This window comes from Streptomyces sp. NPDC002787, from assembly GCF_053592095.1.
The window spans coordinates 79,844-99,605 of record NZ_JBSFVC010000018.1 but is presented as its reverse complement, the minus strand read 5'-3'; the positions used below and the strand labels follow the sequence as shown (position 1 = coordinate 99,605).

The 19,762-nt window shown below is 68.5% G+C and carries 13 protein-coding genes; 10 read left to right on the top strand and 3 right to left on the bottom strand.

The features are described 5' to 3' along the window. Positions 1–33: 33 nt before the first annotated feature. Positions 34–3,831, bottom strand: a complete 3,798-nt coding sequence (locus ACWD26_RS25270; RefSeq protein WP_451273722.1) for a GH92 family glycosyl hydrolase — start codon at positions 3,829–3,831, stop codon at positions 34–36. A gap of 472 nt (positions 3,832–4,303) precedes the next feature. Between ACWD26_RS25270 and ngcE the strand changes: the two genes are divergently transcribed. The 9 genes from ngcE to ACWD26_RS25225 all read left to right on the top strand — a co-directional run bounded on the left by ngcE (position 4,304) and on the right by ACWD26_RS25225 (position 16,606). Continuing rightward, positions 4,304–5,785: an N-acetylglucosamine/diacetylchitobiose ABC transporter substrate-binding protein gene (ngcE, locus tag ACWD26_RS25265; RefSeq protein ID WP_451273720.1), complete on the top strand. Its 1,482-nt coding sequence runs from the start codon at positions 4,304–4,306 to the stop codon at positions 5,783–5,785. An 85-nt stretch (positions 5,786–5,870) separates the two neighbouring features. Next, a complete protein-coding gene (locus ACWD26_RS25260) occupies positions 5,871–6,797 on the top strand; it encodes a carbohydrate ABC transporter permease (protein ID WP_451273718.1) in 927 nt (308 codons plus the stop codon). Continuing rightward, positions 6,797–7,720 carry a carbohydrate ABC transporter permease gene (locus ACWD26_RS25255; protein ID WP_451273716.1) on the top strand — a complete coding sequence of 308 codons (924 nt, stop codon included), beginning with the start codon at positions 6,797–6,799 and terminating at the stop codon, positions 7,718–7,720. The genes ACWD26_RS25260 and ACWD26_RS25255 overlap by 1 nt, the downstream gene beginning before the upstream one ends. A 183-nt stretch (positions 7,721–7,903) precedes the next feature. Continuing rightward, the gene (locus ACWD26_RS25250) at positions 7,904–9,103 is read left to right on the top strand and encodes an ROK family transcriptional regulator (protein WP_451273714.1); all 1,200 of its coding nucleotides are present in this window, start codon (positions 7,904–7,906) and stop codon (positions 9,101–9,103) included. Positions 9,104–9,239: 136 nt separating this feature from the next. After that, positions 9,240–10,331: a sugar ABC transporter substrate-binding protein gene (locus ACWD26_RS25245; RefSeq protein WP_451273712.1), complete on the top strand. Its 1,092-nt coding sequence runs from the start codon at positions 9,240–9,242 to the stop codon at positions 10,329–10,331. Between the two features lie 219 nt (positions 10,332–10,550). After that, entirely contained in the window at positions 10,551–11,333 is a 783-nt protein-coding gene (locus ACWD26_RS25240) for an ATP-binding cassette domain-containing protein (protein WP_451273710.1), read from the top strand. Next, complete coding sequence (locus ACWD26_RS25235; protein ID WP_451273708.1) at positions 11,330–12,664, top strand: sugar ABC transporter permease; 1,335 nt, start codon at positions 11,330–11,332, stop codon at positions 12,662–12,664. Before ACWD26_RS25240 ends, ACWD26_RS25235 begins: the two co-directional genes overlap by 4 nt. Positions 12,665–12,981: 317 nt before the next feature. Then, a complete protein-coding gene (dxs, locus tag ACWD26_RS25230; RefSeq protein WP_451273706.1) occupies positions 12,982–14,937 on the top strand; it encodes a 1-deoxy-D-xylulose-5-phosphate synthase in 1,956 nt (651 codons plus the stop codon). A gap of 145 nt (positions 14,938–15,082) precedes the next feature. After that, positions 15,083–16,606 carry an amino acid permease gene (locus ACWD26_RS25225; RefSeq protein ID WP_451273704.1) on the top strand — a complete coding sequence of 508 codons (1,524 nt, stop codon included), beginning with the start codon at positions 15,083–15,085 and terminating at the stop codon, positions 16,604–16,606. A 50-nt stretch (positions 16,607–16,656) separates the two neighbouring features. Here the strand turns inward: ACWD26_RS25225 and ACWD26_RS25220 are convergent, their stop codons facing one another. Further along, positions 16,657–17,031 carry an NTP pyrophosphohydrolase gene (locus tag ACWD26_RS25220; protein WP_451273702.1) on the bottom strand — a complete coding sequence of 125 codons (375 nt, stop codon included), beginning with the start codon at positions 17,029–17,031 and terminating at the stop codon, positions 16,657–16,659. Positions 17,032–17,173: 142 nt separating this feature from the next. Here ACWD26_RS25220 and ACWD26_RS25215 point away from each other — a divergent pair, with 142 nt between their 5' ends. Further along, entirely contained in the window at positions 17,174–18,295 is a 1,122-nt protein-coding gene (locus ACWD26_RS25215) for a hypothetical protein (protein ID WP_451273700.1), read from the top strand. Positions 18,296–18,415: 120 nt separating this feature from the next. On the opposite strand, the gene ACWD26_RS25210 is transcribed toward ACWD26_RS25215, so the two are convergent. After that, positions 18,416–19,513 (bottom strand): LCP family protein, encoded by a 1,098-nt coding sequence (locus ACWD26_RS25210; RefSeq protein ID WP_451273698.1) that lies wholly within the window; start codon positions 19,511–19,513, stop codon positions 18,416–18,418. Positions 19,514–19,762 lie beyond the last annotated feature (249 nt).

The window sequence follows — 19,762 nt, the reverse complement described above, 5'->3', positions numbered from 1 at the left end:
GGTCACAAGGACCGCGCCGACCTCGTCCCGGCGTCAGGACAGCAGCTCCACCTCCGCGAGTGTCGCCGTGTCGTCGAGGGCCAGTCGGTAGTGGGGGTATGACTTCGGGGAGGGGATCGAGAAGGCCCGGGTCTGGCGGTCCCAGGCGAAGGGTTCGCCGGAGCGCTTGTCGAGGGTCCTCCAGGCGGTGCCGTCGGTGGAGGCCTGGAGGGCCCAGCCCGTGGGGGCCTCGGTGCGGTCGGCCGAGGTCAGGGTGTACTGGACCGCCTTGGTGCGGGCCGGGACCGGGAGCGGCACCGTCCGCACGGACGCCTTCGTCGACGACGTGTTGTCGAAGAGCTCGCCGTCACCCTCGACGGCGTCCGAGCGCGGGGACGGCACCTTGTCGTCCTTCGTGATCGACACCGGCGCCGCGCTCTCACCCTTGCCCCACCTCGAGGGCTTCGGACCCATGTCGAACTCCAGCACCCCGCCCTTCGCGATCAGCGAGTGGGGGAGCGACGTCTTCGTCCACGCCTTGCCGTTGACCTTCAGACCCCGCACGTACACGTTCCGCGCGCTGTTCTTCGGGGCCTCGACCACCAGGTCCCGCCCGTTCTCCAGGTGGACCGTGGCCTTGGTGAACAGCGGCGAGCCGACGGCGTACTCGCCGCCGCCCATCACCAGCGGATAGAAGCCGAGCGCGGAGAACAGATACCAGGCGGACTGCTCGCCGTTGTCCTCGTCCCCGTGGTAGCCCTGCCCGATCGAGCTGCCGGTGTAGAGCCGGGACAGCACCTCGCGGACCTTCTCCTGCGCCTTCCACGGCTGTCCGGCGGCGTCGTACATGTAGATCGCGTGGTGGGCGACCTGGTTGGAGTGGCCGTACATGCCCATGCGTACGTCACGGGCCTCGGTCATCTCGTGGATGACTCCGCCGTAGGAGCCGCTGAGGTCGGGGGAGGCCGTCTCCGGGGTGGAGAAGTAGGTGTCCAGCTTCTTGGCCAGCCCGCTCCGGCCACCGTACAGGTTGGCCAGGCCCTTGCTGTCCTGCGGCGCGGTGAAGGCGTAGCCCCAGCCGTTGGTCTCGGTGTAGTCGTGGCCCCAGACGCGGGGGTCGTACGTCGAGGAGTCGAGCCGCCAGGCGCCGTCGCCGTCCCGGCCCTGGAAGAACCCGGCGTCCTTGTCGAACAACTCCACATAGTTCCGGGCCCTGTTGAGGAAGTACGCCGACTCCTCCCGGTAGCGCTGCTCGCCCGTCTTCCGGTACAGGGCCTGGCCCATGCGCGCGATGCCGTAGTCGTTGAGGTAGCCCTCCAGCGCCCAGGACAGGCCCTCGTGGGTGTCGGTGCTGGTGTAGCCGAGGAAGGGCGAGGTGGCCATGCCCTTGCGGCCGACGCCCGCCGACGGCGGCACGACCGTGGCGTTCTTCAGGGCCGCCTCGTACGCCGACTCCGCGTCGAAGCCGACGCCCTTCACGTATGCGTCGGCGAACGCCACGTCCGACGAGGTGCCCGTCATCAGGTCCGCGTAGCCGGGGGAGGACCAGCGGGAGGTCCAGCCGCCGTCCTTGTACTGCTGCACGAAACCGTCGACCATCTCACCCGCTTGACGAGGCGTCAGGAGTGAGTAGGCGGGCCAGGTGGTCCGATAGGTGTCCCAGAAGCCGTTGTTGACGTACACCTTGCCGTCGACGATCTTCGCGCCCGTGTGGGTCGGGGTGTCCTGGCCGGTCATGGGGGAGAACGGCGAGGCGTACCGGTACGTCGAACCGACCTTCTCGAAGCCGGAGTTGGGGTAGAGGTACAGCCGGTAGAGGTTGGAGTACAGCGTCGTGAGCTGGTCGGGGGTGGCGCCCTCGACCTCCACCTTCCCCAGGACGCGGTCCCACTGCGCCCGCGCCCGGTCCTTCACGGTCTCGAAGGAGGTGCCGTCCGGGATCTCCTGGCGCAGGTTGTCCTTCGCCTGGTCGAGGCTGATGAGGGAGGTGGCGAGGCGGAGGGTCACCGTGCGGTCCGCGCCCGCGTCGAAGCGGAGGTGGCCCTTCACGCCGGTCGAGCCGCCGTCGGTGACCGGCGCGTCGAAGATCCCGTACACGAAGAGGCGGGTCGCGCCCGTCGACAGCCCGGACTTCACATCCGAGTAGCCCGTCACGACCCCCGCGTCCTTGTCCAGGGTCAGCCCCGCCTGGTCCGTCACGTTGTCGAAGATCACGCTCGCGTCGTCACCGGGGTAGGTGAAGCGCAGTACCGCCGCGTGGTCCGTCGGCGCCATCTCCGCCTTGACGCCGTTCTCGAAGCGCACCCCGTAGTAGTACGGCCGGGCCGTCTCGTTCTCGTGCCGGAACGCCAACGCCCGTGCCGTACGGCTCAGTTCGGGGGTGCCGGTGGAGGCCGAGGGCATCACCTGGAAGGTCTGCCGGTCACCCATCCAGGGGCTCGGCTCATGACTCGCGCTGAACGCCTGGAGGGTCGGCAGGTTGTCCGCGTTGTTGGCCCGCGCGTAGTCGTACAGCCAGCTGAGCGATCCGGCGTTGGTCACCGGCGTCCAGAAGTTGAAGCCATGGGGGACCGCTGTCGCGGGGAAGTTGTTGCCCCGGGAGAAGCCGCCGCTGGAGTTGGTGCCCCTCGTGGTGAGCGCGTAGTCGGAGAGGTGGGCCTTCGGCCGCTCGGGCGCGCGCACCCGCAGTGTCACGTCGTCGAGCCAGCCGCGGAACCTCGCCGGGCCCTTCGGGGAGTCGTACGCCACCAGGATCCGGTCGACGGTCCTCCCGGCCGCGACCGACCCGATCCGTGAGACCACGTCGTTCCACTGGTTGACGTAGAGCACCTTCGCCGCGCCCTGTCCGCGCGGCGACAGCGGGAATCCGTGCTGGTCCACCGCCCGCAGCCCACTGAGTGATGTGCCGTCGGTGAAGACCAGGTCGACCGACACGTGCGTGGCGTCGTAGTCCAGGTCGCCGTCCGCCATCGAGGGGAAGATCCGGTAGGCCAGCTCGGTGTCCCGCCCGACGGCCACGTTCACGTCGAAGACCTTGTTGTACGAGTACGCCCGCCCGTCCGCCGTGTGTCTGCCCGCGTATCTCAGGGCCCGCCCGCCGGTGAAGCCCGCGCCCGCCTTCGCGGTCGCCGAACCGCTCGGGCCCCGGTCGACCAGCGACAGCATGTCCCTCGGCACGGGCGCCTGCCCGCCGCCCGTCGAGAACTGCACATCGGCCAGCTGGGTGATCATCGAGGCGCCGTTGTTCCTGGTGATGTCGAGCCGGAAGTGCCGGTACTCGGCCACCGCGTCGGCCGGGATGTCGTACGACTTCGTCCGGAACCGCTCCTCGAAGGTCTCCCCGGTGCGCGTGTCGAGGGTCCGCCACTCCTTTCCGTCGGTGGAGCCCTGGAGGGCCCAGTCCCTCGGGTCGCGCGTCTCGAAGTCGTTCGCCGAGGTCAGCGCGTACGTCACCACCTTGGCCGGCTTGTCGAGGTCGAACTCAGTCCAGCCCGTGGACTGGAAGGTGAGCCACTTGGTGCCGGGCTCGCCGTCGACGAGGTTCTCCTTCACCTCGCCGCCGCTCGTGTTCTCGCCGCTCGCCCGGACGTCGGTGACGTGGTCGGTGATGTTGCCGGGGATGCCGGTGGTGTAGCCGCCGTCGACGCCGGACGTCCGTGGGGAGCCGTCCGGTGCCGTGTCGACCGTGCTGAGCCAGTCCGGAGCCGGGTCGTCCGGTTCGAACGAGGAGCCGAACTCCCGCTGGCCGGCCGCCGGTCGGTCCGGTAACGCGACAGCCGCCCCCTGCGAGGCCACCACCAGCGCGAACGCGGCCGCTCCGAGCGCTGCCGTGGAACCCCATCCGTGCCGCATCGGCGAGCACCCTCCCTACGTCCGTCGGATTGCATTCGATCAAGAAATGATCAGAGATGGACAACGTTGTCGACCGCGTAACGCAGGGACCAGTAGGGGTTCAAGTGGTGGGTGATGTCAAGGGTGTTGAGTGCGCCATCCGGGTCGAATGGCGGGGAATTTCCGGTCAGGTGGCGCAAGGGCGCTCATATTTCCGAGAGGTCTCAACTCGGAAAAGACCCAGGGCGAACCTTGCATTCGATCTTGCCCCCCTGGCGGGAAGTGGACTATACCTGTCGGCGTCCGCCTCGTGGTCGCACCACTGCGGACAGGCGCTACCTGGGGGGAATTACCGGTGGTCGCGGACGTGTCCGCGCGCCGACCGCCGTCTTGCCCCTGTTGAATCCTCACGCACGACCCCAGCTTGAACCGACCGCGGTGCCGGGAGGATCCGGTTCACCGCCTGAGTCCTGGAGAAGGCGAGGACTTGAGCATGGGATCCACTACCGCTGAGAACGGCAACGGCCCTGAGGGCGTCGGCAGCACCGCACCCGGAGGCCTGGGGCGCCGCGATCTGATCAAGCGTTCCGCGGCGCTCGGCCTGATCACCGTCCCCACGATGGGCTTCCTCTCGGCCTGCGCCAGCAGCGGCGGAGGCGGCGACGAGGAGAAGGCCGAGGCGGGCGAGAAGACCGCCAAGAACCCGCTCGGCGTCAACAACAGCGCGCAGATGGAGTTCGTGCTGTTCGACGGTGGCTTCGGCAAGGAGTACGCCGAGGACGCGGTGAAGATCTACGAGAAGAACTTCCCCGACGCGAGCGTGAAGTTCTCCGCCACCCAGAAGATCCAGTCCACGCTCCAGCCCCGCTTCAACCAGGGCACCCCGCCGGACCTGATCGACAACTCCGGCGCCGAGCAGATGGACATGGGCGTCCTGGTCGGCAAGAAGCAGCTCGCCGACCTCACCCCGCTCCTCGACGCCCCGTCCTACGACGACCCGGACAAGAAGGTCCGCGACACCCTGCGCCCGGGCATCGTGGAGATGGGCCAGTTCGACGGCGACCCCGTGTGGATCATGTACTACGCCTACACGGTGTACGGCGTCTGGTACTCGCGGAAGGCCCTGGACTCGCTCGACGAGCAGTACCCGGAGACCTGGGACCAGATGCTCGCGGTCTGCGAGAAGGCCAAGAAGAAGGGCATGGCGGGCTGGACGTACGCGGGCAAGTACCCGTACTACATCCCCTTCTCGCTCTACCCGATGATCGGCAAGGTCGGCGGCCGTGAGGTCCTCGACGCCATCGACAACCTTGAGCCGAACGCTTGGAAGCACCCGGCGGTCAAGGCCTGCTTCGACGCCTACTACGAGCTCTACGCCAAGGGCTACATCCTCAAGGGCACCCCGGGCCTGGACCACATCCAGTCGCAGACCGCCTGGGCCGAGGGCAAGGCGCTGTTCATCCCGAACGGCTCCTGGGTGGAGAACGAGTCCGCGAAGGTCATCCCGGCCGACTTCGACCTGGCCGTCTCCGCGCCCACGGGCCTGGACTCCTCCGACAAGATGCCCTTCGGCACCATCTGGGCCTCCGGCGGCGAGCCCTTCATCGTCCCGGCCAAGGCGAAGAACGGCGCCGGCGGCATGGAGCAGCTGCGCATCATGCTCAGCGAGGCGTCCTCCAAAAACTTCACCAGCAAGGTCAAGTCGCTGACCGCGTACAACGGCGGCACCGACGGCATCACCCTCACCCCCGGTCTCCAGTCCGGTGTCGCGGCCCTGGAGAAGGCCGGCGACAACGTGGTGAACCCGCGGATCCAGGACTGGTACGTGCAGCTGCAGAAGGAGCAGATCGGTGTGGCGGGCCTCGGCGAGATGATGGCCGGCCGGCTCACCCCGGCGGAGGCCATCAACAAGATCCAGGCCTTCGCCGACGCGGCCGCCAAGGACTCGTCGATCAAGCACTACAAGCACCAGTGAGCAAGCGTCACCAGGGCCTGCCCGGCGCGCACCACCCGGGCGGGCCCTGGCGGCTGGATCGGCGCGCAGATCGGGGTCGGTGGTAATGCAGCACGGCAAGTACCGGTTCATCGTGGGCTTCCTGGCGGTGCCCCTGGGGATCTACACACTTTTCGTCATCTGGCCGTTCATCCAGTCCATCTACTACTCGTTCACGGACTGGACCGGCCTGAGCCCCGAATTCAAGATGGTCGGCTTCGCCAATTACGAACGGATGCTCGACGACGAGATCTTCTGGAAATCGTTGCAGCACAGCCTTCTGTTCGCTTTGGTACTGCCGGTACTGACGATCGGCCTGGCGCTGTTCTTCGCCTTCATGATCAATGTGGGCGGACGGCATCGCAGGGGCGGGCCGGTGGTCACCGGCGTCCGCGGCTCGTCCTTCTACAAGATCGTCTATTTCTTTCCGCAGGTGCTCTCGATCGCGATCGTGGCGCTGCTGTTCGCCTTCGCCTACAACCCGGACAGCGGTGCCATCAACTCGATCCTGCGCGGTGTCGGGCTCGACAACGTCCAGCCACTGTGGCTGGGCGATCCGGACCTCGCCCTGTGGTCCGTCATGGCCGTCCTCGTCTGGTCCACGGTCGGTTTCTTCGTGGTCCTCTTCTCGGCGGGCATGGCCTCCATCCCGACGGAGATGTACGAGGCCGCGCTGCTCGACGGCGCCGGCCGCGCCACCACGTTCTTCCGGATCACCCTGCCCCTGCTGTGGGACACGGTGCAGTCCGGCTGGATCTACGTGGGCATCCTCGCCCTCGGCGCCGAGTCGTTCGCGGTCGTGCAGATCATGACGACCGGGCCCGGCGGCCCGGACTACTCGACCACCGTCATGGTCCTGTACGTGTACCAGAAGGCGTTCCGTGACGGGCAGGCCGCCTACGCCACCACGATCGGCGTCGCCCTGCTCGTCGTCACCCTGGCCTTCGCCGCCGTGGTGATGCGCCTGGGCCGACGCGAGCGGCTGGAGTACTGATGAAGACCACCGACACCCCTGCCCCCGTACCGGCCGAGTCCGGTGCCCCCGTCGCCAAGGTCGACCGTCCGGCCGGGCCGCCCCGGAAGGAGAGGAAGGAGGGCGTCACCCTCAACGTCTTCTCGCACGGGATCCTGGTCATCTGGGCGATCATGGTCGTGATGCCGCTGCTCTGGGCGGTGATGACGTCCTTCAAGGACGACCGCTCCATCTTCTCCTCGCCCTGGTCGCTGCCGGACAAGCTGCACTTCGACAACTGGTCACGGGCCTGGACCGAGGCCAACATGAGCGACTACTTCCTCAACACCATCCTGGTGGTGGGGGGTTCGCTCATCGGCACGCTGGTGCTCGGGTCGATGGCGGCGTACGTACTGGCCCGCTTCGACTTCCCGGGCAACCGCTTCATCTACTTCCTGTTCATCGGAGGCATGAGCTTCCCGATCATGCTGGCGCTGGTCCCGCTGTTCTACGTCGTGAACAACATGGGCCTGCTGAACACCATCCACGGCCTGATCCTGGTCTACATCGCGTACTCGCTGCCGTTCACGGTGTTCTTCCTGGCCTCGTTCTTCCGCACGCTGCCGACCTCGGTGGCGGAGGCGGCGTTCGTCGACGGTGCCTCGCACACGAGGACGTTCTTCCAGATCATGCTGCCCATGGCCAAGCCCGGCCTGATCAGCGTCGGCATCTTCAACTTCCTCGGCCAGTGGAACCAGTACATGCTGCCCACGGTCCTCAACACCGACCCCGACAAGCGCGTCCTCACCCAGGGCCTGGTCCAGCTGGCCGTCAGCCAGGGATACAAGGGGGACTGGTCCGGCCTCTTCGCCGGCCTGGTGATGGCGATGCTGCCGGTGCTCGCCGCGTACATCGTCTTCCAGCGGCAGGTGGTGCAGGGGCTGACCGCGGGGGCGCTGAAGTAACGCTGCGGAATCAGACACATGCATGCCGTTTTGCCCGGGCGGGAGCGGCACGCTCAGTGCGCGCACAGGTACCGAAACAGTTCAACCTCTTGACGGGAGGCGACCCGAACGGCTCAGCTTAGAGTTCACTAGTTGGACATAGACGGGGCCTCGCCGCCGCGGCCCCGTGCGCAGGAGGTCGTCGTGGAGACTCCGGGGTCGCAGTCGTCGCTGCACCGAGCAAATCTCGAGCGCGTCGTGCGGGCCGTGCGTCTCGCCGGGTCGCTGACGCAGGCGGAGATCGCCAGGACGACCGGCCTGTCCGCGGCCACGGTGTCCAACATCGTGCGCGAACTCAAGGACGGGGGGACCGTCGAGGTCACGCCCACGTCGGCGGGTGGCCGCCGGGCCCGCGCGGTCTCGCTCAGCGGGGACGCCGGGATCGTGATCGGCGTGGACTTCGGGCACACGCATTTGCGCGTCGCGATCGGGAACCTCGCCCATCAGGTGCTGGCCGAGGAGTCCGAGCCGCTGGACGTGGACGCCTCCTCCGCCCAGGGCTTCGACCGCGCGGAGCAGCTGGTCACCCGGCTGGTCGAGGCCACCGGCGTCGACCGTACGAAGATCGCCGGCGTGGGCCTCGGCGTGCCCGGCCCGATCGACGGGGAGTCCGGGACGCTCGGTTCCACCGCCATCCTGCCGGGCTGGACCGGCACCAAGCCCGCCGCCGAGATGCGCGACCGCCTCGGCGTCCCGGTGCACGTGGACAACGACGCCAACCTAGGCGCCCTCGGTGAGCTGGTCTGGGGCAGTGGCCGTGGGGTGCGGGACCTGGCGTACATCAAGGTGTCCAGCGGCGTTGGTGCCGGACTGGTGATCGATGGCACGATCTACAGAGGCCCGGGTGGCACAGCGGGAGAAATCGGGCATATTACTCTTGATGAATCCGGCCCCGTCTGCCGTTGCGGCAACCGGGGCTGCCTGGAGACCTTCGCCGCCGCGCGCTACGTACTGCCGCTCCTCCAGTCCAGCCACGGCACCGACCTCACCATGGAAGGGGTCGTCCGGCTGGCGAGGGACGGGGACCCGGGCTGTCGTCGGGTGATCGCCGACGTCGGCCGACACATCGGAAGTGGAGTCGCCAACCTTTGCAATCTGTTGAACCCGAGCCGCGTGGTTCTCGGCGGCGATCTCGCCGAGGCCGGAGAGCTGGTGCTCGGGCCCATAAGGGAGTCGGTCGGCCGGTACGCGATCCCGAGTGCCGCACGTCAACTCTCGGTGTTGCCAGGGGCGCTTGGTGGCCGTGCCGAGGTCCTCGGGGCTCTGGCCCTGGCCCTCAGTGAGATGGGTGATTCAACCCTTTTGGACGGGACCCTCACCGCAGCGACCCCCGCCTTCACTTAGAGAACGAAACACGCCGTTGCCAACCCGTTAAGGATTTACTTCTTGACGTCGCACGTGTGGCCGAGTTGACTTCCAGCCACCTCGGCCGCAGTGCTGCGGCCCGTGTCAGGGAGGCACAACCCAAATGAACGCAACGATGCGTAGAGTCGCGATCGGCGCCACCGCGGTTTCGCTGGCGCTGTCCGTGGCCGCCTGCGGCAAGGCCGGCGACGACAACGACTCGGACAGCGGTAGCGGCAGCGGCTCGGACAGCAAGACCATCGGTCTGCTCCTGCCCGACAACGTCACCGCGCGCTACGAGAAGTTCGACAGGCCGTACTTCGAGGACAAGGTCGAGGAACTCTGCGCCGACTGCACGGTCGAGTACGCGAACGCCGCGGCCGACCCGACCAAGCAGGCCCAGCAGATGAGCACCATGGTGACCAAGGGCGTCAAGGTCATCGTCGTCTCCGCCCAGGACTCCGCCGCCATCAAGTCCTCCATCCAGTCCGCGGTGGACAAGGGTGTCAAGGTCGTCGCGTACGACCGCCTCGCCCAGGGCCCGGTCTCGGCCTACGTCTCCTTCGACAACGTCAAGGTCGGTGAGCTCCAGGGCCAGGCCCTCCTCGACGCGCTCGGCGACAAGGCGACCGCCAAGTCCAAGGTCGTCATGATCAACGGCGACGACGCCGACCCGAACGCCGGCCAGTTCAAGGAAGGCGCCCACAAGGTCCTCGACGGCAAGGTCGACATCGCCTACGAGCAGTCCGGCCTGTGGAAGGACACCGTCGCTGCCCAGAAGATGTCCGCGGCGATCACCCAGCTGGGCGCCAAGAACATCGCCGGCGTCTACGCCGCCAACGACGGCATGGCCGGTGGCATCGCCAACACCCTCAAGGGTGCGAAGATCAGCAACATCCCGCTGACCGGCCAGGACGCCGAGCTCGCGGCCATCCAGCGGATCGTCCTGGGCACCCAGTCCTCCACGGTCTACAAGGCCTACAAGCCCGAGGCCGACACCGCCGCCGAGATCGCGGTCAACCTGCTGGAGGGCAAGGACATCAAGTCCCTGGCCGACACCGAGGTGACCAGCGGCTCCGGCGACAAGGTCCAGGCGAAGCTGCTGACCCCGGTGTCCGTCACCAAGGAGAACATCAAGGACACGGTCGTCAAGGACGGCCTGTACAAGGTCGCCGACATCTGCACGGCCGAGTACGCCAAGGCCTGCAAGGAGGCCGGTCTCGAGTAGTCACTCGAGTCGCGACCGCTCCGCGGTCCCGTAGAACCTGTCCGGCGCCCGCCCCACCTTCAGACCCCGCTTCCGGGGCGGGCGCCGGACGGAACCGTCGTCGAGCGCGGCGGATCTACGCATGTTCCCCTGTAAGTCTTGTGCGTCACGCACATTCCTCCGCGCCTGATCCCAAGCGCGGCATCCCCGCCGGTCAGGCGGCGAAGGAGATGGTTCACGATGTCCGCTACGCCCGTGCTGGCGTTGCGCGGAGTCTCCAAGCGATTCGGTGCGGTGCAGGCACTCACCGACGTCGATCTGGAGGTCCACGCCGGAGAAGTGGTCGCCCTGGTGGGCGACAACGGCGCAGGTAAGTCCACCCTGGTCAAGACGATCGCGGGTGTCCACCCCATCGATGAGGGCGTCATCGAGTGGCAGGGCAGCCCCGTCAAGATCAACAAGCCGCACGACGCCCAGGGACTCGGCGTCGCGACCGTCTACCAGGACCTCGCGCTCTGCGACAACCTCGACGTCGTCGGCAACCTCTACCTCGGCCGCGAACTGCTGCACCGGGGCGTCATCGACGAGGTGACGATGGAGAAGAACTCCCGCGAGCTGCTGTCCACGCTCTCCATCCGGATCCCGAGCGTGCGCATCCCGATCGCGAGCCTCTCCGGCGGTCAGCGCCAGGTCGTCGCCATCGCCCGCGCCCTCATCGGCGACCCCAAGCTCGTCATCCTGGACGAGCCCACCGCCGCCCTCGGCGTCGAGCAGACCGCGCAGGTCCTCGACCTGGTCGAGCGGCTGCGCGAACGCGACCTCGCCGTCATCCTCATCAGCCACAACATGGCCGACGTGAAGGCGGTCGCGGACACCGTCGCCGTCCTGCGCCTGGGCAAGAACAACGGCTCCTTCGCTGTGAAGGACACCAGCCACGAAGAGATCATCGCCGCGATCACGGGTGCCACGGACAACGCCGTGACCCGTCGTGCGGGGCGGCGCACCGCGGAGGCGGCACAGTGAGCGACACGTCGAAGACCGTGAAGAGCGGCGCCGAGAAGGCCGGTGTCGTGGAGGGCCAGACCACCGTCGCGCCCGCCGACGACCCGACGGCCGCCCCGGTGACCGTGGTCGACCCCCGGCTGCTGATCCGTGAAGAGGGCTTCAAGGGCTACCTCACGGAGTTCAAGCGCAAGGTGAAGGGCGGCGAGCTGGGCTCGCTGCCGGTGGTCATCGGCCTGATCGTCATCTGGACGATCTTCCAGCTGCAGAACGACCGCTTCCTGAGCGCCGACAACCTCTCGAACATCAGCTACTTCCTGTCGGCCACCGGCATGCTGGCCATCGGCCTGGTGTTCGTCCTGCTGCTCGGTGAGATCGATCTGTCGGTGGGTTCGGTCAGTGGTCTGGCCTCCACCCTGTTCGCCGTGTTCGTGGTGAACCACGGCATGAACTCCTGGTTGTCACTGATCCTCGCGATCCTCACCGGCATCGCCATCGGCGCGCTGCACGGCTGGTTCTTCGCCAGGATCGGCGTACCCGCGTTCGTCGTCACCCTGGCCGGCTTCCTCGGCTGGAACGGCCTGATGCTGTGGCTGCTGGGCGACAGCGGCACCATCAACATCCCGTCCGAGACGGGTCCGGTCCATCTGCTCGGCCAGAGCTCCTTCTTCATGGACCAGGCCATCATCGGCGCGTACATCCTGGCCGGCCTTGCCGTCGTGCTCTCCCTCGTCGGCAACTTCAACGAGCAGCGCCGCCGCCGGGCCGCCGGGGTGCCGTTCCGGCCGACCAGCGAGATCCTGCTGCGTGTGGGCGCCCTGGCCCTCGCGTCCTTCGCCGCGGCCGCCGTGCTCAACAACTCGGCCGGTGTCTCCAACGCGCTGGTGATCTTCCTGGCGGCACTGGTCGTCGTGGACTTCGTGCTGCGTCGTACGACCTACGGCCGCAAGGTGTTCGCGGTCGGCGGCGGCATCGAGGCCGCGCGCCGGGCCGGTATCAACGTGCCGCTCATCCGGATCACCGTGTTCGCCATCTCCGGTGGCTTCGCGGCGATCGGCGGCATGTTCTTCGCCGGTCAGACCGCGAGTGCGACGCTGTCCGCCGGTGGCGGCAACACGCTGATGCTCGCGATCGCCGCGGCGGTCATCGGCGGTACGAGCCTCTTCGGTGGGCGTGGATCGGTGTGGTCGGCGCTGCTGGGTATGTTGGTGATCCAGTCGATCCAGACCGGTCTTGACCTGCTGAACATGAACACGTCGATCCAGTACATGATCACGGGCTCGGTGCTTCTCGGTGCCGTGGTCATCGACTCCGTCTCCCGTAAGAGCCAGAAGGCGGCGGGTCGCGCGTAGCGGTCTGGCCAAGGAGCGCCGTCGGGGCGGGGTTCGTTCTGCGGCTGCCGGCCCGTCGTGGCTGGTCGCGCCCCGCGGCGGAGCCGCATATGTAACAGCCCCGCGTCCCTCCGGTGCGCGCGCGGTGCCCGGTGCCAACAAGGCGCCGGGCACTTCTCCTTGTGGTCGGACGTTTCGTTCCGGGGCGTTTGTGCAGGATGGTCTACGGCCGTTCGCGTGACGCAGGACCCACCTGCCCGGCGGTTGGCCGTGTGCGCGAAAGATTAGACTTCGACGAGCCCGGCAACGCTCGAACAGCACTATGCAAGGAGGCACGGGTGCCGCTGCTGACCCGCATCAGGGGACCGCGCGATCTGGACCGGCTCAGCCTGGAGCAGCTGGACCAGCTGGCGGAGGAGATCCGGACCTTCCTCGTGGAGGCGGTGTCAAAGACCGGCGGTCACCTCGGCCCGAACCTCGGCGTCGTCGAACTCACCATCGCGCTGCACCGCGTCTTCGACTCGCCGAAGGACAAGGTGCTCTGGGACACGGGCCACCAGTCCTATGTGCACAAGCTGCTCACCGGTCGTCAGGACTTCTCCAAGCTGAAGATGAAGGGTGGCCTGTCCGGCTACCCCTCGCAGGCCGAGTCCGAGCACGACGTCATCGAGAACAGCCACGCTTCGACGGTCCTGGGGTGGGCCGACGGACTCGCGAAGGCCAACCAGGTGCTGAAACGCGACGACCACGTGGTCGCCGTCATCGGCGACGGCGCGCTCACCGGTGGTATGGCCTGGGAGGCGCTCAACAACATCGCGGACGCCAAGGACCGGCCCCTGGTCATCGTCGTCAACGACAACGAGCGCTCGTACGCGCCGACCATCGGCGGCCTCGCCAACCACCTGGCCACCCTGCGGACCACCGACGGCTACGAGCGGTTCCTGGCCCGGGGCAAGGACCTGCTGGAGCGGACGCCCGTCGTCGGCCGGCCCCTCTACGAGACGCTGCACGGCGCCAAGAAGGGGCTGAAGGACTTCATCGCCCCGCAGGGCATGTTCGAGGACCTGGGGCTCAAGTACGTCGGACCGATCGACGGGCACGACCTCGAGGCCCTGGAGTCCGCGCTGTCCCGCGCCAAGCGGTTCGGCGGACCGGTCATCGTGCACTGCCTCACCGAGAAGGGCCGTGGCTACCAGCCCGCCCTCCAGGACGAGGCGGACCGCTTCCACGGCATCGGCCCCATCCACCCCGACACGGGCCTGCCGGTCAAGGCTTCGGGTGCCGACTGGACCTCCGTCTTCGGTGACGAGATGGTCGAGCTCGGCAAGGAGCGCGAGGACATCGTGGCGATCACCGCGGCGATGCTCCAGCCGGTCGGTCTGAAGAAGTTCGCGGACACCTTCCCGGACCGGATCTACGACGTCGGCATCGCCGAGCAGCACGGCGCCGTCAGCGCGGCCGGCCTGGCGACCGGCGGACTGCACCCCGTCTTCGCGGTGTACGCCACCTTCCTCAACCGCGCCTTCGACCAGGTGCTGATGGACGTGGCCCTGCACAAGTGCGGCGTCACGTTCGTGCTCGACCGGGCCGGAGTCACCGGCACCGACGGCGCCTCGCACAACGGCATGTGGGACATGTCGATCCTCCAGGTCGTGCCGGGGCTCAGGCTCGCCGCGCCGCGCGACGCCGACCAGGTGCGCGCCCAGTTGCGCGAGGCCGTCGAGGTGACGGACGCGCCGACCGTGGTGCGCTTCTCCAAGGGCGCCGTCGGCCCCGCCGTACCGGCCGTGCGTCGCGTCGGAGGCATGGACGTGCTGCGGGAGCCGGGCACCGACAGCCCGGACGTGCTCCTCGTCTCCGTCGGCGCCCTCGCGCCGATGTGCCTGGAGATCGCCGGCCTGCTCGACAAGCAGGGGATCACCACGACCGTCGTCGACCCGCGCTGGGTCAAGCCGGTCGACGAGCACATGGCGCCGCTCGCCGGCAAGCACCGGGTGGTCGTCACCGTCGAGGACAACTCCCGCGTCGGCGGCGTCGGCTCGGCCGTCGCCCAGGCGCTGCGCGACGCCGGCGTCGATATCCCGCTGCGCGACTTCGGCATCCCGCCGCGCTTCCTCGACCACGCCTCCCGCGCCGAGGTCCTGGCGGAGATCGGGCTCACCGCGCCCGACATCGCCCGCCAGGTCACCGGGCTGGTCTCCAAGCTGGACGGCCTGCCCCACCCCCGGCTCCGCTCGAACGGGAGGACCACCATCGCCGACGCCGCCGCAGAGGTGGAGCCCGCGCGCGACTGACGTACGACGTGGGCCGTTCGGGCCGGTCTCGCCATCCTTTACGGTGGTGAGACCGGCCCGTTCGCGTGAAACCGCTCGCGCCGGGGCATACGCTCCACGCCCCCTCTCGATCATGTCGAGGACGACAAGCGTGGGAGGTCCGCCTGTGAGCAGCACACTCTTCCGGACGAAGAAGGTCGAGCAGTCCATCCTCGATACCGAGGAACCAGAGCACGCGCTCAAGAAATCCCTGTCCGCGCTGGATCTGACGGTCTTCGGCGTCGGTGTCATCATCGGCACCGGCATCTTCGTCCTCACCGGCACGGTGGCCAAGAACAACGCCGGTCCCTCCGTGGCCCTCGCTTTCATCGTGGCCGGCGTCGTCTGCGCTCTGGCCGCCCTGTGCTACGCGGAATTCGCCTCCACGGTCCCGGTCGCCGGGTCCGCGTACACCTTCTCGTACGCCTCCCTCGGGGAGCTGCCCGCCTGGATCATCGGCTGGGACCTCGTCCTGGAGTTCGCGCTGGGGACGGCGGTGGTGGCTGTCGGCTGGTCGGGCTACATCCATTCGCTGATGGAGAACGCGGGCTGGGAGCTGCCCGCTGCGCTCGGCACCAGGGACGGGGCCGACGGCTTCGGGTTCGACATCCTCGCGGCCCTGCTCGTCCTGGTGCTCACCGCCATCCTCGTGCTCGGCACGAAGCTCTCCGCGCGGGTCACCTCCCTCGTCGTCGCCATCAAGGTGACGGTCGTCCTCACCGTGATCATCGCGGGCGCCTTCTTCGTCAACGGCGACAACTACGACCCGTTCGTCCCCAGGGCGCAGGAGGTGCCGGCCGGCGACAGTCTCCAGTCCCCGCTGATCCAGCTGATCTTCGGCTGGGCGCCCTCCAACTTCGGTGTGATGGGCATCTTCACGGCCGCCTCCGTGGTCTTCTTCGCGTTCATCGGCTTCGACGTCGTCGCCACGGCCGCCGAGGAGACGAAGAACCCGCAGCGGGACATGCCCCGGGGCATCCTCGGCTCGCTCATCATCTGCACCACGCTGTACGTGTTGGTGTCCATCGTCGTCACCGGCATGCAGCACTACACCGATCTGTCGGTGACCGCGCCGCTCGCCGACGCCTTCAAGGCCACCGGGCACCCGTGGTTCGCGGGATTCATCAGCTTCGGCGCCGCCGTCGGTCTGACGACCGTGTGCATGATCCTGCTGCTCGGTCAGACCCGGGTCTTCTTCGCGATGAGCCGCGACGGACTGCTGCCGCGCTTCTTCTCCCGAGTCCACCCCCGGTTCAAGACCCCGCACCGGCCGACCATCCTGCTGGGTGTGGTCATCGCGATCCTCGCGGGCTTCACCCCGCTGAGCGAGCTGGCCGAGCTGGTGAACATCGGCACGCTGTTCGCGTTCGTGGTCGTCGCGATCGGCGTCATCATCCTCCGTAGGACCCGCCCCGACCTGCACCGGGCGTTCCGCACGCCGTGGGTGCCGTTGATCCCGATCCTGTCGGTGTGCGCCTCGCTGTGGCTGATGCTCAACCTCCCCACCGAGACCTGGCTCCGCTTCGCCGCCTGGATGGCCCTCGGCTTCGTCGTCTACTTCGTCTACGGCCGCTCGCACAGCCGCCTCGGACGCCACGAGGAGAACACCGTGGACGATGTCGCCAGGCCGCCGGGCCACGGCGCCCCGTAGCCGAACACCGGCAAGCCGCTTCCGGCGCCGCCGGAGCGAAGTGGGGCCGGTCAGGACCCGTCGCGCACCGTGCGTGGGCCGGCCACATCGGCTCCCAACTCGCCTACCCTGCGCCGTAGTTCGCGATCGGCGGTGATGACGAGGCAGGGGCGGTCCCGGCCCTCCTCGGCGACCAGTTCGACGATGCGGTCGTCGCCGCTGCGGGGGGCCGCGTCGACCCGTACGCCGGGGACCGGCTCCACACCGCGGGCGGCGCCCTCCACGACCATGACGAGTTCGAGGGGCTCGTCGCGGCCGGGGACCCCGTCCCGGGCGAGCCGGTCGCGCAGGCGTTCCGCCGCACCGCGCCGGTCGCGCCACCAGCCGTCGGGAACGGAGCCGATGACGTTGGCGGCGTCGACGATCACGAGCAGGGGGTCGTCCATGGGGACAGGGTCGCATGCCCGGCCGCCACTCCATATTGGCGAAACGTTCATCCTATGATGGGGTCCGCTCGGCCTTCCGCGTTCCTGTGCGAGAAGGCGGCCGGGAGCCGCGCCGAGCGTCATGGAAAGGGCAGGTCACGTCATGCGGACCAGATCCGGGCGCGCCGCTGCCCAGGGGGCGGCGGCCGGCACCTCTACGAACGGCGGGGGCGAGCGGCACAGGGCAGAGGCCACCCTCGCCGGTTCCTGGCTCGTCCTCGGCAAGGACGGCAGGCTCACCGCGTACGCCCGCGGGCGTACGGGGCTGCTGCGCTGGACGCAGACACGGCCCGGCGGTCCTCAGTGGACCGGTCCGGATCTCTTCCCCGTGGCCGATCTGACCGACCTCCACATCGTGCAGGGCGCCGACACCTATGTGCACTTCCTCGGCCGCCGGGAGGTCGCGAGGGCCGACGGTCCGCCCGCCGTGGACATCGTGCACGCCATCCAGTACCAGACCGGCAGGCCGGTCAGTGAGTGGCGTTCGCTGGGCAACCCGCACAAGGACCCGGTGAAGGCCGCGCGCTTCGGGATGCCGACCGGGGGAGTCAGCTCCAACGGCAGCGTCCACGTCTTCGCGCGCAACGCCGGTGGGGGCGTCATGCTCCGGCGGGAGCAGGCCGGCGGCAAGTGGGGTCCGTGGACCGACCTCAAGGGCAGCCTGGTGCAGGACCCGGTGACCGTGGTCGCGTACGCCGGCGGCCGGGTCGAGGCGATGGTCGGCGGTCAGAACCTCGTCATGCGCTGGACGCAGGACAAGCCCGACGGGAACTTCAGCCAGACGCCCACCATTCCGGTCGCGGTGGTCCGGGGCAGCGTGGTGGGCCTCGAGACCGGCCCCGACCGGGCCACGTACTACTGGACCGACCCGGCGAGCGGGGGCCTCGTCGCCCACCGCCCGGGCGGCTGGGTGATCCCGTTGGGCGGGGCGCCGGCCGAGGACCCGGTCGCCGTGCTGCGGGTGCCGCTCGACGGGTACGACTGCACGGTGCTGGCCCATCGCGACATCGAGGGGCAGGTCATGCTCGCCGCGTGCGGAACGGAGAACGAGCAGGCCGGTGTGTGGTGGTCGCCGACCGGTGAACGCTGCGTGGGGGCGCCGGCGCTGGCGCGGGATGTGTACGGGCGGGTGGTGCTCGGGATGATCGGGGCCGACGGCGCGCTGCGGATCGCTTCACAGAACGGGGAGGGTGGGCTGGCGTTGGCGCCGTCGGTTCTTGTCTGACGACGGACGCCCGGGGCGGCTGCTGCCGCCTATGCGTCTGCCGCGGCAGCTGGTTCGTCGGGTGCGGGTTGTGCGTGGTTGCTCGCGCAGTTCCCCGCGCCCCTGACGGGGCGCGCCACCTTACGAGGTGCCGCCGGTCGCCGGGGACTTCTTCGCCGAGTCCGGGATCTCCTTGTCCTGGCGCAACGCCTTCCACAGCGTGGTCGCCTGGGGCTCGGCCGCCACCACTCGGTTGGGGTCGGTCCTGTCGTACTCGACCGGGAGCATGATCGTCTCCATGGCGGCGGGGTCGACGCCGTTCATGCTGCGGGCGAAGTCGGACAGCGCGGTGAGGGAGTCGAGTTCGGAGTCGGTGGTCAGTGACGCGGTGAGACTGTCGGCGATCTTGTAGGCCTTGGTGGGGCTGCCGAGGAGGTCCTGCTTCTTGATCTCGCTCAGTAGGGCGATCATGAACTGCTGCTGGAGACCGATGCGGCCGAGGTCGCTGCCGTCGCCGACGCCGTGCCGGGTGCGGACGAACGCGAGGGACTGGGTGCCGTCGAGCGTGTGGGTGCCCGCCTCCAGGTCGAGGCCGCTGGACTTGTCGTGGATGGCCTCGTCGACGGTGACCGTCACGCCGCCTATCGCGTCGACGAGCCCCTTGAAGCCGGCGAAGTCGATCTCCACGAAGTGGTCCATCCGGATCCCGGACATCTGCTCCACGGTCTTCACCACACAGGCCGGGCCGGCCAGCGAGTAGACCGAGTTGAACATCACACGCTTCGCGGAAGCGACGGTGGTGCCGTCCGCCTTGGTGCACTCGGGCCGGGTCACCAGGGTGTCGCGGGGGATGCTGATGGCGACGGCCTCGGTGCGGCCCTCGGGTATGTGCATCACCAGCGCGGTGTCGGAGCGGGCCCCGGAGACGTCGCCCGTGCCGAGGTCGGCGTTGGCTCCGGAGCGTGAGTCGGAGCCCAGGACCAGGATGTTCTGCCCCGAGGTCGGCAGCTTCTCCGGGCGGTCGTCGCCGATCGCCCGGTCGAGGTCGACGCCGTCGATGTTGCCGTTCAGGTCGCTGTACAGCCAGTATCCGGTGCCGCCCGCGGCCAGCACCAGGACGACGAGGCTCAGCGCGATCCAGCGCCCCACACGGCGCTTGCGCTGCGGCTTGGCCCGCCGGCTCGATGGCGCGCGCCTGGATCTCGGGGTCTGTTCCGGCTCCGTCAGGGCGTGCGTCATGCCTCGGTGTCCTCTCGCTGCGTGGCTCGATGCCGTGGGTGTGAATCGGGGAGGGCACGAGTGGGGGAGAGGCCGGGCCCACGCGACTGTTCCATACGTCGCAATGTGTCCGAACTATAGACCGAGCTTTGGAGGGCTTCGGAGGCGCCTGGTTCATTCGCCCGTTACCGGGAGTTCGCTGGGGATGGCGCTCGCTGTGTGTTTTCTGTCATTTTCGCCTGCTGTTGACAGTTGGCTGATTTGCTCGTG

Bases quoted from the DNA above. Each gene is read 5' to 3' on its own strand.
- ACWD26_RS25270 (WP_451273722.1), bottom strand. From the start codon at position 3,831: ATGCGGCACGGATGGGGTTCCACGGCAGCGCTCGGAGCGGCCGCGTTC.
- ngcE (WP_451273720.1), top strand. From the start codon at position 4,304: ATGGGATCCACTACCGCTGAGAACGGCAACGGCCCTGAGGGCGTCGGC.
- ACWD26_RS25260 (WP_451273718.1), top strand. From the start codon at position 5,871: ATGCAGCACGGCAAGTACCGGTTCATCGTGGGCTTCCTGGCGGTGCCC.
- ACWD26_RS25255 (WP_451273716.1), top strand. From the start codon at position 6,797: ATGAAGACCACCGACACCCCTGCCCCCGTACCGGCCGAGTCCGGTGCC.
- ACWD26_RS25245 (WP_451273712.1), top strand. From the start codon at position 9,240: ATGCGTAGAGTCGCGATCGGCGCCACCGCGGTTTCGCTGGCGCTGTCC.
- ACWD26_RS25240 (WP_451273710.1), top strand. From the start codon at position 10,551: ATGTCCGCTACGCCCGTGCTGGCGTTGCGCGGAGTCTCCAAGCGATTC.
- ACWD26_RS25220 (WP_451273702.1), bottom strand. From the start codon at position 17,031: ATGGACGACCCCCTGCTCGTGATCGTCGACGCCGCCAACGTCATCGGC.
- ACWD26_RS25215 (WP_451273700.1), top strand. From the start codon at position 17,174: ATGCGGACCAGATCCGGGCGCGCCGCTGCCCAGGGGGCGGCGGCCGGC.
- ACWD26_RS25210 (WP_451273698.1), bottom strand. From the start codon at position 19,513: ATGACGCACGCCCTGACGGAGCCGGAACAGACCCCGAGATCCAGGCGC.